The organism is Changchengzhania lutea (genome assembly GCF_006974145.1).
Lineage (GTDB): Bacteria > Bacteroidota > Bacteroidia > Flavobacteriales > Flavobacteriaceae > Changchengzhania > Changchengzhania lutea.
Genome location: NZ_CP039456.1, coordinates 1604037 through 1621953, shown reverse-complemented (window position 1 = coordinate 1621953; position 17917 = coordinate 1604037). Strand labels below are relative to the sequence as shown.

The following is a 17917-nucleotide window of genomic DNA, read 5'->3' as shown; positions in this document are numbered from 1 at the left end:
AAAAATTATAGGAGGTTTATGTTGGACCTAAATGTAAAATTATTAATTAATGAAACAGAGTAAAATTTATATAGGCAATAAAGAAGCCTCTTTTGAATCAAAGGAAGCTACAGGCAAACTTGTCAATTTCGATAACGAAGATTACTATAAAATTTCCAATTCAGATGCCATGAGACCCTTTTTCATGAGCATTGTGAGTGATTCTAACCATTGGATGTTTATTTCGAGTAATGGCGGATTATCTGCAGGAAGAAAAGATAGTGAATCTTCACTTTTTCCATATTATACAGATGATAAGATTACTGAATCTGCAGACCTTACAGGGAGTAAAACAATCATTCGAGTACATGCTAAAAGTAAAGCCTATTTATGGGAACCGCTATCTGATAGATATGCAGGAGTCTATAAAATTGAAAGAAATTTATACAAGAATGGCTTAGGGAATAAAGTGGTCTTTGAAGAAATAAACGAAGACTTAGGCTTGACTTTTAGATACCATTGGAATTCAAGTGATCGTTTTGGCTTTATAAGGAAGTCTACTTTAGAAAATAACACTAATAAAAACGTTGAACTCACGGTATTAGATGGGATTCAAAATATACTTCCCTATGGCATTTCAGAAGATTTACAGGCAAAGCGAAGTAATCTAGGGGATGCCTATAAGAAATGTGAATTGGATGAAAATACAGGGATAGGAACCTACGCACTAAGTTCCATGATTGTTGATAAAGCAGAACCTAGTGAAGCTTTAAAAGCAACGATTGCTTGGTCTACAAGAATAAAAGAGGCAAAGTATGTAGTGTCGTCTTTACAACTGGACAAGTTTAGAAAAGGCCAAAATATAACCCAAGAAGTAGATGTTAAGGCTGAAAAAGGCGCTTATTTTATTTGTGCAGATGTTTCGTTAGAACCTAAATCTGAACAAAATTGGATGCTGGTCGCAGATGTTAACCAAACAATGAGTGACATATCAGAAATAGCGGAATTAATTAAAAATGACGAAAATCTTGTTAATCTAATACAAGATGATATCGAATTGGGGTCTAAAAAATTACTAGAGCTAAATGCCGCTTCGGATGGTTTACAATTAACTGCCGATAAACTAAGAAATACACGCCATTTTGCAAATACGCTTTTTAATATTATGCGCGGTGGTATTTTTGATGACGGCTATCAAATTGAAAAATGGGATTTTGTTAAGTATTTAGAAAGTGCCAATAAAAAAGTATTTAAGAAAAAAGAAGTCCTACTTGATAACCTACCAGAAAAGTTTACGCTTAATCATTTAAAGGGATTAGCAAAGCAAGATGAAGATAAAAATTTCAAAAGACTTGCTATGGAATACATGCCACTTAAATTTAGTAGAAGGCATGGCGACCCAAGTAGACCTTGGAATAGGTTTTCAATCAATACCACAAGCGAAATTGACGGCTCTAAAATATTGGATTACGAAGGGAACTGGAGAGATATTTTCCAAAATTGGGAAGCCTTGGCACACTCCTATCCTGAGTTTATTGAAAGTATGATCCATAAATTCTTAAACGCAACTACGTTTGACGGCTATAATCCATACCGCGTCACTAAAGATGGTTTCGATTGGGAAAAAATAGAAGCAGACGATCCATGGTCGTATATTGGGTATTGGGGCGATCACCAAATAATATATTTACTTAAGTTTTTAGAGTTTATAGAAAACCATTATCCAAACAAATTAGCGTCATATTTTGAGCAAGACATTTTTGTGTATGCCAATGTGCCTTACAGAATAAAAAGTTATGCGGATATATTAGACAATCCGAAAGACACGATTGAGTTTGATCATGAATTAGATAAAAAAATTGACCAAAAACGATTGGAGTTGGGTGCAGATGGCGCTATATTAAGAGATAAAACCTTCTTCATTTATAAGGTGAATCTTATTGAGAAGTTATTGGCAACCGTATTGGCTAAACTATCAAACTTCATCCCAGAAGGTGGTATTTGGATGAATACACAACGACCAGAATGGAATGATGCCAATAATGCATTAGTAGGAAATGGTGTGTCTATGGTAACGCTTTATTACCTAAGACGTTTCTTAAACTTTATGGAAGGTGTGGTTGAAAACATGCCATACGAACAGAATGAAATTTCCATCGAGCTTGTTGAGTTCTTTGATAAAGTACAAATTACATTTAACGAAAACCTTTACATACTTACTGGAAAGGTTTCCAATAAAGATAGAAAGACCGTATTAGATGCACTTGGCAATGCAGGTAGTGACTTTAGGAACACAATTTACGAAAATGATTTCTCAAGTGATAAAGCCATTATTACCAAAAGTGATTTACTCCAATTTTTAGAAAACTCTAAAAAATACTTAGATCATAGTATAGATGCAAACAAACGGGAAGACAACTTGTTCCATGCCTATAATTTAATGACCATTGACAACGATTCAGAAGTATCGATCTCATACTTGCCAGAAATGTTAGAAGGGCAAGTAGCCGTATTAAGTTCTGGGTATATCAATGGAGAAGAGTCTTTAGAAGTACTGAATGCATTAAAAAGCAGTGCTTTATTTAGACCAGATCAATACAGTTATATTCTGTATCCAAATAAAGAACTACCAAGATTTGATGTAAAGAATAATATTGCTCCAGAAAAAGTGGAGGCTTCGGCTTTGTTAAAACAACTTGTAAAAGACGACAACAAACAAATTATTGAAAAAGACATACAAGGCAATTATCATTTTAATGGTGCATTTAACAATGCTGCGAGTTTAAAGAAAGCCTTATCAGCACTACCAACTGAAAGGTATGAAGCACTTATTGACCAAGATTCAAAATTAGTATTGGATATTTTTGAAGACATTTTTGATCATAAAGCTTTTACAGGCCGATCGGGAACCTTCTTTGGTTATGAAGGTTTGGGATCTATTTACTGGCACATGGTATCTAAACTATTACTCAGTGTACAGGAGACCTGTTTGCTTGCCATAGAGCGTAACGAAGACGAAGTGACTATTGGTAAATTGTTGGATCACTATTATGAAATCAATGAAGGTATTGGGGTTCATAAATCACCAGAACTATACGGTGCCGTTCCTACAGATCCGTATTCGCATACACCAGCGACTAAAGGGGCACAACAACCAGGCATGACTGGTCAAGTGAAAGAAGATATTTTAAGCCGATTTGGAGAATTAGGCGTGTATGTTGTGGATGGTAAATTATTATTTAATCCACGGTTATTAAGAAGAAATGAGTTTTTGAAAACGCCTAAAACCTTTGAATATTTTGATGTTTATAAAACCTTTAAGACAATTGAATTAGAAAAAAATTCATTGTGTTTTACCTATTGTCAAATCCCAATTATTTATAAATTATCTGAAACAGAAAGTTTAAAAGTGGCATTCAATCAGAGTATGGATTTAGATCTTAATACTTTAGAATTAGATGCTCAAACAAGTAAAAAAGTGTTCGAAAGAACGGGAGAGATTGGTCAAATAATTGTTTCAGTAGTAAAATAATTGTGTAACATGAATAATAGGTATACATACATGAGTTTAAAACTTGTTTTGGCAGGATTGTGCTTGTATGCTCTTAATTCATGTAAAGAATCTTCACCAAAAGAAGTTGACCCCAATAGTGTAATAGAGCAAAAGGTAGATTCTCTTTTAGCTTTAATGACATTGGACGAAAAAATAGGTCAAATGTCACAAATTAGACATTTTGATAGTTTAGCCGAACAAGAAATTCCTGCTAAATATATTGGATCTATTATTCATACTATGGGTCCAAATCCTGGGGAAGATGCGATGGGTTGGCAGGCAAAATTTACGGCTTTACAAAAAATGGCACTGTCTACCAGGTTAGGAATCCCGCTGTTAATTGGAGTCGATGCTGTGCATGGACAAAACTCCTTTGAAGGTGCCACTATATTTCCGCATAATATTGGCATGGGCGCTACTAGAAGCGCCACACTAGTTGAAGAAGCTGCAGCCATTACAGCCATTGAAGCTCAAGCAACAGGCTTTAACTGGGTGTTTTCACCATGTTTGGCAATACCCTATAATGAAAAATGGGGACGTGTTTACGAGGCGTTTTCAGAGGATACTGAACTGGTGTCGCAATTAACAAGAGCATCTGTAAAAGGACACCAAGGCGACTTGTCTCAAACCAATACGGTTATGGCAACCGCAAAACATTATGTGGGTGATGGTGCTACCGATTTTGGAATTGAAGGCGGAAATACAACACTTAGTTTACGAGAGGTTAACGAACGCCTACTACCACCCTACCGCGTCGCTGTTAAAGCAGGTATTGGCGCCGTTATGGTGTCATTTAATACCATGTCTGATATAGACATGCATGCTCACAAAACACTAATTACAGATACCTTAAAAACAAGTATGGGATTTGATGGTATTGTGATTACAGATTGGAAAGGTTACACAAAATTTGGAAGAAATAAGATCATTAATGCAGGGGTTGATATGGCCATGGCGGTTGATGGTGATTTGTATGAATTCCAGGAAGGTCTAAAGCGAGGAATTGAATACGATTCTGTATCCATGGACAGGGTTAATGATGCTGTAAAAAGAATTTTACGTCAGAAATATAGATTGGGATTATTTAAAAATCCTTTTCCAGATTCCACGTTAATTTCAAAAATAGGAAGTTCTGCTCATAGGGATAAAGCTAGACAAATTGTGAGAGAATCTCTCGTTTTGCTTAAAAATGGGAATAAAGCATTGCCAATTGATAAGCAAACAAAAAAAATAGTAGTAGTTGGTGAACATGCAAACAATTCTGGATTACAATCTGGAGGATGGACAATAAAATGGCAAGGCGTTAGAGAGCATTATAAAGGAGCAACAACCATTTTAGAAGGTATTCAAAATGCGGCAAAGGGCACAGTGATATATGATGCCGATGCCACTGGAAACCATAGCGATGCTGAGGTTGCTATTATTGTTGTGGGCGAAACGCCTTATGCTGAATTTTTTGGGGATATTGGAGGTGAAATGAATAGATACCAACTCACCTTAGCCGAATCACATCAAAATTATATAAAAACATATTCAGATTTGGGTGTTAAAACCATTGTCGTTCTAATTTCAGGAAGGCCTTTGGTCGTTACCGATCAAATTAAAAAATCTGATGCTTTTGTAGCAGCATGGTTACCAGGATCGGAAGGCGACGGTTTAGCGGAAGTGTTGTTTGGAGACTATAATTTTAAAGGGAAATTGCCACATTCATGGCCAAAACATGAAGAAGATTTTAAAGGAAAATATGGTCCAAATTTTTGGGATAAATCAATAACACCCTTATACGAATTCGGGTATGGACTTAAGTATTAAATTTAAATAACAATAACATGAGAACCAATCTAAAAAAACTATTAATACTACCAATTTTAATTTTTATGATTGGTTGTCAAAACAAGCCAAAAAAAGAAGAAAAACACGTGATTAAAGAAAAACATATTACAGCAGCAGAAATATTAGGTAATCCAGATTACTTAGCCATTTCTTATGGAGGATACAGGCAGATATCAAGAGACAGTCAACCTACCATTCCACAATTAAAGGAGGACATGAAAATTTTATCTGCGATGGGCATTAAAATTTTAAGAACTTATAACGTACAATTACAGCATGCTCCAAATTTATTAAAGGCTATATCCGCATTAAAAAAAGAAGATCCATCTTTCGAAATGTATGTCATGCTCGGCGCCTGGATAGATTGTCAAAATGCATGGACAGGTTTAGAACCAAATCATGAAGTGGAAAGTGAACAAAATGCAGGTGAAATAGACAGAGCAGTTGCATTGGCAAAGGCATATCCAGATATTGTTAAAGTAATTGCAGTTGGTAATGAAGCCATGGTGCGTTGGGCAACCAGTTATTTTGTGCGCCCAAATGTGATTCTTAAGTGGGTGAATCATTTACAGGATTTAAAAAAATCTGGAGAGCTCTCGAAAGATTTATGGATTACCAGTTCTGATGATTTTTCATCTTGGGGAGGTGGAGATCTAAGCTATCGCACACCCGAATTAGAAAATCTGATTAAAGCGGTAGATTATATTTCTATGCATTCCTACCCGATGCATAACTCGCATTATAATCCAGCGTTTTGGATCGTACCAGAAAATGAATATGAATGGTCCGATTCAGAAAAAATCGAATCGGCAATGCTTAGATCAAAAGAGTTTGTTAAAAAACAATACGATTCTGTATCTAATTATATGAAAAGCTTAGGTGTAAATAAACCGGTTCATATTGGTGAAACAGGTTGGGCGACAGTTTCTAACGGACATTATGGTTCTAATGGATCCAAGGCAGCAGATGAGTATAAATCTGGACAGTACTATAAGCTTATGAGAGAGTGGACAAATAAAGAAAAAATCTCTTGTTTTTATTTTGAAGCTTTTGATGAACAATGGAAAGATGCGGCTAATCAATTGGGTTCTGAAAATCATTTTGGTCTAATCACCCTCAAAGGAGAAGCAAAATATGCCATTTGGGATTTGGTAGATAAAGGTGTTTTTAATGGCTTAACTCGGGACGGAAAACCTATTACAAAAACATATAGTGGCGATAAAGACGCGCTTATGAAAGATGTGCTAGTGCCACCGGCTCATTACGGTGTGGTGCACCATTAAAGGAGTAAACAAGTTAGTGTTATTAAAGCTTAACGAAACGAATGTAATAATGAGGATTTTTTAAAATGAATATAGATCAAGTAAAATTATAATTTTTTTGAAGTATGAAAGCACATCATTTGTACACTTTATTAATCGGGATTATGCTAAGTTGTAATCAAAAACAATTGGAGGTTTCCATTTTTGAGACTTCAGCAAATGGAAATAAACTTACTAAAGTTAACGAGTTTCAAACTTCAGATAATAAAGTAAGTATTGAGTTAATTCCAGAAGAAACATTTCAAACCATTACAGGCTTTGGAGGAGCGTTTACGGAATCATCAGCCTATTTGCTAAACAAATTAAGCAAAGCAAATCGTGATAAAATCTTGAAAGCTTATTTTTCAACAGAAGGCGCAAGGTATTCACTCACCAGAACACATATGAATTCTTGTGATTTTTCATTAACAAATTATTCATATACACCCGTTGAAGGCGATAAAAACTTAGAGCATTTTACAATTGAAGAAGATAGAGATGACCTTATTCCTATGATAAAAGACGCTATGGCGGTGTCTGAAGATGGGTTTAAAATATTTGCTTCACCCTGGACTGCTGCACCTTGGATGAAAGACAACAACCATTGGGTGGGTGGTAAATTACTCCTTGAGTATTATGATACTTGGGCTTTATTCTTTTCAAAATATCTTGATGCTTATAAAGCTGAAGGGATTGACATATGGGGTTTTACCGTTGAAAATGAACCTATGGGCAACGGCAATAATTGGGAAAGTATGCACTATTCTCCTGATGAAATGACCGATTTTGTACAAAATTATTTGGGACCCAAACTTGAAGAAGATGGGAAAGGCAATGTTAAAATCTTAGGATACGATCAAAACCGGGCACATTTAGTAGATTGGGTAGATTCTATGTTTAAAGATGAAGCGTCTTCAAGATATTTTGACGGCACAGCTGTGCATTGGTATGATAGCACCTTTGAGATTTATCCTGAAAAATTACAATATGCGCATAATAAAGCGCCAAACAAATATTTAATTCAAACAGAAGCTTGTGTAGATTCTGAAATACCAAAATGGAAAGATGATGCTTGGTATTGGAGTAAAGAGGCCACAGATTGGGGCTGGGATTGGGCGCCTGAAGATCAAAAACATTTGCACCCAAAATACGTTCCAGTATATCGTTATGCCAGAGACATTATAGGATGTCTTAATAATTGGGTAGACGGTTGGGTTGATTGGAATATGGTTTTAGATACTCAAGGAGGGCCTAATTGGTTTAAAAATTGGTGTGTAGCACCCATAATTGCGGATCCCGATAAAGACGAAGTTTACTTTACGCCTATTTACTATACCATGGCGCATTTTAGTAAATATATAAGACCAGGCGCCAAAGTAATTAAATTAGATTGCTCAGATAATGAACTTTTTGCAACTGCCGCCCATAATCCAGACGGTTCCATAGCGATGGTGTTGTTTAATGAAACTGAGACCCCAAAAAGTATTAGTCTTTCAATACAAGAGAAAAATGTAGAATTTTCAATAGATGCTAGGGCCATTCAAACAATTATAGTCCCTAAGAATAAACATAACAAACTAAACTAATAAGATATGTCGAATATTAAAACAGCAGCTAAAGATAAAGTCCCGGTTGGGCAAAAAGCGGCCTTTGGTGCAGGTCATTTTATATTGAACATTTTACCTGGAACACTAGGTGTTTTTATTCAATTCTTCTTACTTACTGCTTGGGGGGTTGATCCTTTGTGGGCAGGACTTTTGGGTGGGTTGCCAAGAATATTTGATTCTATTACCGATCCTATTATGGGTTTTATTTCAGATAATACAACCTCAAGATGGGGACGAAGAAGACCTTACATTTTTATAGGAGCCATTATAAGTGGTATACTCTTCTTTTTGATGTGGCAGATTGACGATAATGCTTCTCAAACCTACATCATTTGGCACGTAATGGTTGTTCAAATTCTATTCCTTATTGGTAACACCATGTTCGCGACACCACTTGTAGGCTTAGGTTATGAAATGACATCAGATTATAACGAACGTACACGTTTAATGGCATACTCTAATACTATGGGTCAAATTGCTTGGATGATTGTGCCTTGGTTGTATGTAATTATTCCAGACACAGAGACATTTAATACCCAAACTGAAGGCGTACGAACAATGGCCCTTATTGTAGGTGCCATGTGTGTGATTTTTGGAATTCTACCCGCTTTGTTTTGTAAAGGTATTGACTCTTCACATATGGAGGGGCGTAAAAAAATTAATTTCAAAACACTTGCTTCCAACATGAAAGACTTGTTGGCTGGGATTAAGCAAGTTTCTAAAAATAAGCCATTTATGAAGCTTTGTGGCGCCACGTTTTTAGTCTTTAATGGGTTTCAGCTTGTAGCGGCATTTGGCGTTTTCATCATTGTATTTTATATGTATAGCGGTAGTTATGAAATGGCGGGTACTTGGCCAGCTTGGTTTAATACTATTAATGCAATAATTACTGCCTTTATAGTGATACCTATTATTTCAAAAATGGCAAATAAATGGGGAAAGAAAAATGCTTTTATAATCTCTACCTTCTTATCAATAGTTGGGTATTTAGGTAAATGGTGGGGCTTTGATAAAGAATTGAATAGTAAATTTAACGATACTGCAATTGGTGAAGGCTTAACCTCAGGCCTTGGTTCTTTATTCGAATATTTAAACCCAATATTGGATAATATTGGAATGTCTTGGTTTACCATTGACCCAGGAAACGATATACCATGGCTTATATTTTTGCCAATTCCTCTATTTGCCTTTGGAATGGGAGGGCTATTTACTTTGATGATGTCGATGACAGCAGATGTTTGTGATTTAGATGAATTAGAAAATGGGATGCCTAGAAAAGAAGGTACTTTTGGAGCTATATACTGGTTGATGGTTAAAATTGGTCAGTCTATCGCACTTGTGTTAGGAGGTTTAATTTTGAAAATTGTAGGATTTGACCCCAATACGACCGAACAAACCTTGGAAACTATGAATAATCTTAGAATAGCCGATATACTAGTTCCATCTCTTACTGCAGCGCTTGCTATATGGGTGATGTGGAAGTATAGTTTAGATGAAACAAGAGCCAGAGAAATTAAAGAAGAATTATTAGAAAGACGAGGAGAACTGTAACTTTTAAAAATTAATATTATATAGAAACTATGTCGTACAGAGCAGATAAAATTAGATCATTAGCGGGACTAAACCTAGAAGACAAAACGCCAAAAGGGTTACAGAACCTATTTAAAAGAGTATTAAAAAATGGAATGCATGGCCTATGCTTTAGTCCCTATGAAGAAGGTCAAGAACCTGGACAACAAATTACCGAAAAGCAAATTAGACGCCGTATGAAAATTATAAAGCGGCATACAAAATGGATTCGGTCTTTTTCTTGTACAGATGGTAATGAGGCTATTCCTCGTATTGCAAAAGAATATGGTATAAAAACATTAGTTGGCGCTTGGTTAGGTGATGATCCAGAAATCAATAAAAAAGAAATTGCAGGGCTTATTAAGTTGGCAAAAGAAGGTTTTGTTGATATTGCAGCTGTTGGTAATGAAGTGATGTACAGACAAGACTTAACAGAAGACGAACTTTTAGCGTTTATGCATCAAGTAAAAGAAGCGGTACCAGATATTCCAATGGGCTATGTAGATGCCTACTATGAGTTTAGTCACAGACCAAGAATCACGGAAGCTTGTGATGTTATATTGGCTAATTGTTACCCATATTGGGAGGGTTGTAGTCAAGAATATGGATTGGTCTATATGAGGGACATGTACAATCAAGCCAAAGATGCTGGAAACGGTAAAAAAGTAATTATTACAGAAACAGGATGGCCCTCTTTTGGAGAAGGATTACAAGGCGCTATACCTTCGCATGAAAATGCCGTCAAGTATTTTATAAATGCACAGGTTTGGTCTGATGATGACGATATTGAGATGTTCTATTTTTCATCCTTTGATGAATCTTGGAAAGTGGGTGCAGAAGGTGATGTAGGGGCGTATTGGGGGCTTTGGGATAAAGATGAAAAATTGAAGCTTTAGTATTAACAATTATTAGTTTGTTTAATTCATGCACACAAATATTTTATTTGTGTGCATTTTTTATAGAACTCATCTTGGCTTTTTGTTTTTAACCGAAAATGAGTTGGAATTTGTTCAGATTAGGCAGTTTTTGAAAGGCATAGCACTGTTACGCATAAGAAAAGTAACGAAATATGGGCGAATTTCAGCTATTTTTTAGGAAATAGAAAAAGTCAAGATGAGTTCTAATATAAGATTTTGATTTTTAGTATTTAAAGTGATTTTTTCTTTTAATAAACGTTTCAAGGGCATTTCTAAATAAAGAAACTTAAATTAATAACTAAACATCCTTCGCATTTACCACAATATTACCACCACATTGTGACCTAATAGCTTTATTTGTAGTTAATTAATACTAATTATTAATTCCAAATAAAAGTGCTTCAAAAAACTCCAACCCCTCACTTAATAAGGGTTTATTGCCTTATTGGCTTATCGAGATTATGAATAATTTAAAAATAAGCTGTTTTTATTGCTTTGTATTATTTTTGTAGGGGGTATAATCAATTAATTTATCATGAATAGGGCTATATATTTATGAATATGAAAAATATTTTGTTTAGCTTGTATGTTGCAAATGAAACTAGACCATTATTAAAACGTTAATTAAATAACCTTAAAACTAAAAATTACTTTATTATTTCTTCTTTTGACCGTATCTTTTGGATATGCTCAATTTGCAACAATTGATTTTGAAACCTTTACTGACTTTTTTGGTTTTGATGGTTGTACGGCAACTGAAATTGCTACACCCAGTAGCACAACAAACAGGCAATTCCAGCGCTACGATTGCTGAATTGGTTAGAAATGGCGGTCAAGTTTGGGCAGGTGCATTTGTAACTGTGCCTAGTAAAATTGATTTTTCTACTAACCCGTATATCAAATATATAATTTGGACTGACGCTCCAGTTGGTACAAAAATTGATTTTAAATTAGAAGACGCAGCTAACGGAGCGATTAATACCGGTGATATTTCCCGATTTACAACGGTAAGTGGTGCATGGGAAACGCTAGTTTACGATTTTACTGGAACAGCTACAATTTATGATAAATTAACTTTTTTACCAAATAATGGTACATTGGGAGACGGTTCAAGTACTTCAACCTTTTACTATGATAATATTACACAAACAGCTACTGCGAGTGCAGAAAATTTCAATGTGCAGTTATTTAGTCTTTTCCCTAATCCAACAAAAAACAGTCGGACAGTGAAAACTAAAAGCGAGAACATCTCATCAATTAAGGTATTCGATATTTTAGGTAAAAACGTATTATCTATAGCTCCTAATTCTAACGAAGCCACTATAGAAGGGGCTAGTTTGAAAGCAGGATTATATTTTGCTCAAGTAAAAAAAGCTAATGGCGCTAGTAGCCTTAAGCTAGTAAAACAATAGTTTAGTAAATACTTAAGTTTGTTTTAAAGCGTGTGATTTTAAAATCACACGCTTTTTCATTTGTATAGGTAAAGCTTCTATAAGTTTTAAATATTTCTTTACTTTGTAGAAACACCCTTTTCAACATGCTTGACGACATTTTAGCAGCCATTCCATTTGGTATTTTACTTGCTTTCACCATTGGCCCCGTCTTTTTTGTTCTGTTGGAAACAGGAGCCACCAAAGGATTCAAGAGTGCTTTAATTTTTGATTGTGGTGTTGTTTTCGCAGATATTTTATTCATTATAGTTGCCTTTTACAGTACAAGTAAACTTCTTCATAAAATCGAAGACGACCCTAATTTTGTTATTTTCGGAGGGGTTTTATTGGTGGTTTACGGCACCATTACATTTATGAAAACGTCAAAATCATTTCGTAACATTGTAAAAGAGTACCATAAAGTAGAGATCCAAAAAAAATATGGACGCCTTTTTTTAAAAGGCTTTCTCCTTAATTTCATTAACATAGGCGTACTAATTGGTTGGGTAGCCCTCATTGTTATTGCCAATTCTTTAACTGAATCTAATAATGGTGTTGTGGTATTTTTGTGTACGGTACTCGTTGTTTATTTTTTGGTTGACCTTGGAAAAATTGCCATAGCGAAAAAGCTTAAAAATAAATTAACACCTCGGCGCATCTTTAAAACAAAGAAAATCATAGCCTTAGTTATTTTAGGTTTCGGCATGTTACTGTTAATACAAGGGTTTTTTCCCAATGAAAAAGAACTTATCAAGGAACGGTTAGAACAGATTAATCCTATAAGAGAAAAGCTTCCAGAATAAACGGGAAGCTTTTTTGAGGCGTCGAGCGGATTCGAACCGCTGTAGAAGGTTTTGCAGACCTCTGCCTAGCCACTCGGCCACGACGCCATTCAATATTGGTGCAAATATAAAAAGAAATAAGACTTCTCCTCACCTATTTTTAATTTTTACGCTTATCGGTCAATTTAATCGTTACCTTTTCCACATCGCCCCCAATAGGCGGGTTTAATTTGCTCACCCAGACAGAGGCTTTGGTAACCCGTTTATCTTCTGAAAAAATGCGATTTAATATCCGCTTCGCGACTGTTTCAAGCAAGTGCGAGGGTTTATGCATTTCTTCTCTAATGATTCTATTTAAAAACACATAGTCAACGGTATCGCTCAGGTTGTCACTATATGCTGAGGTTTGTAAGTTAGCCTTAATTTGCAAATCTACACGATAATCACTACCTATTTTAGCTTCTTCTTTAAGGCAGCCATGATATGCGAACACACGAATATTTTCAACTCTAATGACTCCCATTAGCTTGTAAATAAATCAAAAACATTACTTAGAGCGCTGGTTTTGGTTTTATAAAACTCAGTATATGTGCATGTTTTGCAAGTAACAGAGGTGAATTTTTTGTTTTGAATATCAAAAATTTTAGACCATCTGCCTCCAGTAGCACGCATTTCACTTAGGTCATAGGTGTTATTATGACATTTCGGGCAACTATAATTAATCTGTTTCATTTTTAGAATCGTTAAAATTAATAGGATTTACAATGTAAGTCACTACGAATTAAAATTTGTTACGCTTCTTGCGCTTCTTGCGCTAAAATAACTTGAATTTCCGTAATTTTGAGCCTTATTTAGTTGAAATAAACACGAAGTATGTCGGAAGAAAAAAAGTCACTCAATTTTTTAGAGCAAATTATAGAAGAAGATCTTGCAAATGGGATGTCTAAAGAGGCCTTGCGCTTTAGGTTCCCTCCAGAACCAAATGGCTATTTACATATTGGTCACACTAAAGCCATAGGTATTAGTTTTGGTTTAGGTGAAAAATACAATGCTCCAGTAAACCTTCGTTTTGATGATACGAATCCTGCGAAGGAAGAGCAAGAATACGTAGATGCCATTAAGGAAGATATCGCTTGGTTAGGGTATTTTTGGGATCAGGAATTGTTCTCATCAGATTATTTTCAAACATTATATAATTGGGCCATATTGCTTATAAAAGACGGCAAGGCTTATGTAGATTCACAATCCAGTGAAGCCATGGCAGAACAAAAAGGAACACCGACTCAGACTGGGGTTGATGGACCTTATAGAAATAGAAGCATTAAAGAGAATTTGGATTTATTTGAGCGCATGAAAAGTGGGGAGTTTAATGAAGGCGAACACATTCTTCGTGCAAAGATAGATATGCAGCACCCCAATATGTTAATGCGCGACCCAATTATGTATCGGGTTTTAAAAAAGCATCATCATAGAACAAAAGATGCCTGGTGTATTTATCCTATGTACGATTGGACACATGGTGAGAGCGATTACATCGAACAAGTATCACATTCCTTATGCTCATTAGAGTTTAGACCACACAGGCCACTTTACGATTGGTTCAAGGAACATGTGTATCAATATGAATCTGAAAATTTACCACTATTACCAAAGCAACGTGAGTTTGCACGATTGAATTTAAGTTATACAGTAATGAGTAAACGTAAGTTGCTCGAACTCGTTGAGGAAGGCATAGTAACAGGATGGGACGACCCGCGTATGCCAACTATTTCTGGGTTAAGGCGTCGTGGCTATACGCCCCAAGCTATACGCAAGTTTGTAGAAACGGTAGGTGTGGCTAAGCGCGATAATATTATCGATGTGTCACTTTTAGAATTCTGTATTCGTGAAGATTTAAATAGAACAGCGCCAAGAGTGATGGTGGTTTTAGATCCAGTAAAAGTGATCATTAATAATTATCCAGACGATAAAGTAGAATGGTTTGATGCCGAAAATAATCAAGAAGATGATAGTGCTGGCTTCAGAAAAGTTCCTTTTTCAAAAGAAATATATATCGAGAAGGAGGATTTCAAAGAATCGGCAAGTAATAAATTTTTCCGATTAACCTTAGGAAAGGAGGTGCGTTTAAAGAATGCCTATATCATTAAAGGAGAACGTGTTTTAAAAGACGCTAACGGGAACATTACTGAAATTCATTGTACCTATAGCGAAGATACAGATAGAAGGATTAAAGGCACCTTGCATTGGGTCTCAATTAAGCACGCTGTTAATGTGGAAGTGAGAGAATATGATCGTCTGTTTTTGGATGAAGCACCAGACAGTCATGAAGATAAAAGCTTTATGGAATTTGTAAATCCAAACTCATTAAAAGTGATTCAGGCTTTTGCAGAGCCAAGCTTGAAAGACGCTAAGGTTGGAGAACGTTTTCAGTTCCAGCGTATAGGGTATTTTAATGTTGACAAAGATACCACCGAACAAAACCTAGTGTTTAATAAAACGGTGGGATTAAGGGATGCTTGGGCAAAACAAAAGCCACAGAATAATACCAATCAACAAAAGCCAAAACAGGCACAGCCAAAACGTAAAGCGATTGATGTGATACAGCAGTTAGGTAAAAAATACACCAATTTACCAGAAGCAAAACAAGTTAAAGTCAAAGCTGAAATTCAAGAACTTGCGAAATCTGTAGCTTATGATGAATTAAAACCCCTTTTTAATACTGCCGCCAAAAAAGTAGGCACTAGAATTGCGGTTATGATTGCGCTGAAAGTGTTATTAAATAACGGTTTAAAACACAATGAGGATACTAAAGCATTCATTGAAAAAGGCTTACAGGATAGTCATGAGATTCTAGTTGGTGAGGCTAAGGAAATTACTTAGCATTCATATTGTTAACGGATTAGATGGTCTTGTTAAAAGTTTTTTTCTATATTTAGATACTAACTAAAACTAATTATTATGGATTTTTTAAACCCAATTGCAATTCTTGTTGCAGCAATATCCGCATTGGTTGTCGGATTTATTTGGTACAACCCAAAAGTTTTTGGAACCGCTTGGATGCAAGCCGCAGGCATGACGGATGAGCAAATTAAAGGAGGCAACATGATTAAAATTTTCGGTCTTGCCTTATTATTTGCCTTTATGTTGGCCATTACGTTGCCGTCATTGGTTATTCATCAAATGGGGGCATTTAGCTTAATTGGTGGAGATGCATCCTTGGCTTTACCGTCTTATGACGCTTTTATGAACGACTACTCAGATGCGTTCCGAACATTTAAACATGGTGTTTTTCATGGCGTGATGGCAGGAATCTTTATTGCTTTGCCTATATTGGGTACGAACGCATTATTCGAAAGGAAAAGCGCCAAATATATCTTTATCAATAGTGGCTATTGGATAGTCACTTTAGGTATTATGGGCGGCATTATTTGTGGCTGGAGATAATTTTTGTTTTTAATTAACATAATAAAGGCTGAGGTAGTTAAACTTCGGTCTTTTTCTTTGCCTTGATAAACTTCAAACTATATAATTCGGTTACCGATTTACCCGCCGCTTGGGATGACCTTCCGGTTGATGACATTTTCTTGAAAAGCGCATTTTTAAAAGCTTTAGAAGATTCTAGTCCAGCTAATATTTCGAGTTATTTTTTAGGTGTATTTAAAGAAGAAACCTTAGTTGGTATCGGCATTATTCAACGCGTTGAAATGTATTTGGATGATGTTTTTAGGAAAACATCCAATCATTATTTAAAACGCTTCGGAAAGGTCTTAATATCGAAAATAGTGAAAGGCAATGCTTTGGTTGTTGGAAATTTGATGCATACTGGTCAGCATGGGATTTATTTTAATTCTGAAAAAGTAAACCAAGATGAGTTTTTAGGAATCGTCTCTGAAGCCTTAAAGGAACTTTCGGTATCAATAAAAGACACCTTCAATAAAAAAATAAGAATTATAACCTTTAAGGATTATTTCGAAAATGACCAGATTCACACGAGTAAGGCCTTTTTCTTAAAAAGAAACCTATACAAAGCCCAAGTGCAGCCCAACATGGTTTTTCAGGTAAAAAATGAATGGACATCTTTTGAAGATTATCTAGCAGCACTAAACAAAAAATACCGAAGGCGTTATAGAACGGCTCGTAAGAAGCGTCAAGCCATTCACTGTAAAGAACTCACGCTGGAAGATGTTAATACGCTTTCACAAAGGCTTTATACCCTTTACGAAAACGTATCGGATAATGCCAGGGTGAATTCTTTTAAACTGCACGATCGGCATTTCTATTATTTAAAGCTTCAGCTCAAAGATAATTTTAAGCTTTTTGGTTATTTTTTAGAGGGCAATCTGGTCGGCTTTTATACTTTAATTCTCAATCATGATAAACTAGAAACCTATTTTTTGGGATATAATCAAGACTTACAACAACAGGGTCAACTGTATTTAAATATGTTATATGACATGGCTTCTTTTGGCATTCAGCATAACTTTAAGCAAGTTATTTATGCACGAACGGCTATGGAAATAAAAAGCTCCATTGGCGCAAAACCTGAAGGCATGTATATATATTTAAAGCACACCAATAATGTGATTGCCAATACGGTTTTAAAATTGATTGTAAAATACGCCAACCCGATACGAGCTTGGGAAGCGCGCCATCCTTTTGAGCATTAGTTTTATAAAAAATTTCTATAAATAACGTGAACTCGATATAAACTTAAACAGATGAGTAGTATTCATGTTATTGATAGACAGGGTTTTGTCATGTCGACTGAGCGAAGCATGAGCGACGAGATATCACAGAAGGATGAGATTCCTCCTCGTACCTCGGTCGGAATGACATAGTTTCTTTATTAAAATGCTTAAATCCCTAATTATCAATGAATAATATATCGAACTCACGTTAAATAGTTTGTTTTTAGTAATTTAGTGATGAGTTCGATGTGTAAAATG

13 protein-coding genes and 1 tRNA gene are annotated in these 17917 nt (G+C 35.5%); 11 read left to right on the top strand and 3 right to left on the bottom strand.

Annotated features, from left to right (window positions below):
- The first annotated feature begins 49 nt into the window (after window positions 1-49).
- The 8 genes from FAF07_RS07530 to FAF07_RS07495 all read left to right on the top strand — a co-directional run bounded on the left by FAF07_RS07530 (window position 50) and on the right by FAF07_RS07495 (window position 12992).
- Entirely contained in the window at window positions 50-3511 is a 3462-nt protein-coding gene (locus FAF07_RS07530) for a hypothetical protein (protein ID WP_142784518.1), read from the top strand.
- A gap of 30 nt (window positions 3512-3541) precedes the next feature.
- Complete coding sequence (locus tag FAF07_RS07525) at window positions 3542-5344, top strand: glycoside hydrolase family 3 protein (protein ID WP_142784517.1); 1803 nt, start codon at window positions 3542-3544, stop codon at window positions 5342-5344.
- A 17-nt stretch (window positions 5345-5361) separates the two neighbouring features.
- On the top strand, window positions 5362-6648 hold the full coding sequence (locus tag FAF07_RS07520) for a glycosyl hydrolase family 17 protein (protein WP_142784516.1): 1287 nt from the start codon (window positions 5362-5364) through the stop codon (window positions 6646-6648).
- A gap of 104 nt (window positions 6649-6752) precedes the next feature.
- The gene (locus tag FAF07_RS07515) at window positions 6753-8252 is read left to right on the top strand and encodes a glycoside hydrolase family 30 protein (protein WP_142784515.1); all 1500 of its coding nucleotides are present in this window, start codon (window positions 6753-6755) and stop codon (window positions 8250-8252) included.
- Between the two features lie 6 nt (window positions 8253-8258).
- On the top strand, window positions 8259-9824 hold the full coding sequence (locus FAF07_RS07510; protein ID WP_142784514.1) for an MFS transporter: 1566 nt from the start codon (window positions 8259-8261) through the stop codon (window positions 9822-9824).
- Between the two features lie 29 nt (window positions 9825-9853).
- Entirely contained in the window at window positions 9854-10738 is an 885-nt protein-coding gene (locus tag FAF07_RS07505; protein ID WP_142784513.1) for a glycoside hydrolase family 17 protein, read from the top strand.
- Between the two features lie 782 nt (window positions 10739-11520).
- Window positions 11521-12171 (top strand): T9SS type A sorting domain-containing protein, encoded by a 651-nt coding sequence (locus tag FAF07_RS07500; protein WP_185956538.1) that lies wholly within the window; start codon window positions 11521-11523, stop codon window positions 12169-12171.
- Window positions 12172-12296: 125 nt separating this feature from the next.
- Window positions 12297-12992 (top strand): LysE family translocator, encoded by a 696-nt coding sequence (locus FAF07_RS07495; protein ID WP_142784511.1) that lies wholly within the window; start codon window positions 12297-12299, stop codon window positions 12990-12992.
- A gap of 16 nt (window positions 12993-13008) precedes the next feature.
- On the opposite strand, the gene FAF07_RS07490 is transcribed toward FAF07_RS07495, so the two are convergent.
- From FAF07_RS07490 to FAF07_RS07480, 3 genes are all read right to left on the bottom strand, one after another.
- Window positions 13009-13079, bottom strand: a tRNA-Cys gene (locus FAF07_RS07490).
- A 52-nt stretch (window positions 13080-13131) separates the two neighbouring features.
- Complete coding sequence (gene folB, locus FAF07_RS07485; protein WP_142784510.1) at window positions 13132-13494, bottom strand: dihydroneopterin aldolase; 363 nt, start codon at window positions 13492-13494, stop codon at window positions 13132-13134.
- The gene (locus tag FAF07_RS07480; protein WP_142784509.1) at window positions 13494-13703 is read right to left on the bottom strand and encodes a zinc ribbon domain-containing protein; all 210 of its coding nucleotides are present in this window, start codon (window positions 13701-13703) and stop codon (window positions 13494-13496) included. Before FAF07_RS07480 ends, folB begins: the two co-directional genes overlap by 1 nt.
- Before the next feature lie 141 nt (window positions 13704-13844).
- Here FAF07_RS07480 and FAF07_RS07475 point away from each other — a divergent pair, with 141 nt between their 5' ends.
- From FAF07_RS07475 to FAF07_RS07465, 3 genes are all read left to right on the top strand, one after another.
- Window positions 13845-15851 (top strand): glutamine--tRNA ligase/YqeY domain fusion protein, encoded by a 2007-nt coding sequence (locus tag FAF07_RS07475; protein ID WP_142784508.1) that lies wholly within the window; start codon window positions 13845-13847, stop codon window positions 15849-15851.
- Window positions 15852-15929: 78 nt separating this feature from the next.
- The gene (locus FAF07_RS07470; RefSeq protein WP_142784507.1) at window positions 15930-16415 is read left to right on the top strand and encodes a DUF1761 domain-containing protein; all 486 of its coding nucleotides are present in this window, start codon (window positions 15930-15932) and stop codon (window positions 16413-16415) included.
- 62 nt (window positions 16416-16477) lie between these two features.
- Complete coding sequence (locus tag FAF07_RS07465; protein WP_142784506.1) at window positions 16478-17638, top strand: peptidogalycan biosysnthesis protein; 1161 nt, start codon at window positions 16478-16480, stop codon at window positions 17636-17638.
- Window positions 17639-17917 lie beyond the last annotated feature (279 nt).

Excerpts from the sequence above, each read along its gene's own strand:
- FAF07_RS07530 (WP_142784518.1), top strand. The coding sequence starts at position 50 with ATGAAACAGAGTAAAATTTATATAGGCAATAAAGAAGCCTCTTTTGAA.
- FAF07_RS07525 (WP_142784517.1), top strand. The coding sequence starts at position 3,542 with ATGAGTTTAAAACTTGTTTTGGCAGGATTGTGCTTGTATGCTCTTAAT.
- FAF07_RS07520 (WP_142784516.1), top strand. The coding sequence starts at position 5,362 with ATGAGAACCAATCTAAAAAAACTATTAATACTACCAATTTTAATTTTT.
- FAF07_RS07515 (WP_142784515.1), top strand. The coding sequence starts at position 6,753 with ATGAAAGCACATCATTTGTACACTTTATTAATCGGGATTATGCTAAGT.
- FAF07_RS07510 (WP_142784514.1), top strand. The coding sequence starts at position 8,259 with ATGTCGAATATTAAAACAGCAGCTAAAGATAAAGTCCCGGTTGGGCAA.
- FAF07_RS07505 (WP_142784513.1), top strand. The coding sequence starts at position 9,854 with ATGTCGTACAGAGCAGATAAAATTAGATCATTAGCGGGACTAAACCTA.
- FAF07_RS07495 (WP_142784511.1), top strand. The coding sequence starts at position 12,297 with ATGCTTGACGACATTTTAGCAGCCATTCCATTTGGTATTTTACTTGCT.
- folB (WP_142784510.1), bottom strand. The coding sequence starts at position 13,494 with ATGGGAGTCATTAGAGTTGAAAATATTCGTGTGTTCGCATATCATGGC.
- FAF07_RS07480 (WP_142784509.1), bottom strand. The coding sequence starts at position 13,703 with ATGAAACAGATTAATTATAGTTGCCCGAAATGTCATAATAACACCTAT.
- FAF07_RS07475 (WP_142784508.1), top strand. The coding sequence starts at position 13,845 with ATGTCGGAAGAAAAAAAGTCACTCAATTTTTTAGAGCAAATTATAGAA.
- FAF07_RS07470 (WP_142784507.1), top strand. The coding sequence starts at position 15,930 with ATGGATTTTTTAAACCCAATTGCAATTCTTGTTGCAGCAATATCCGCA.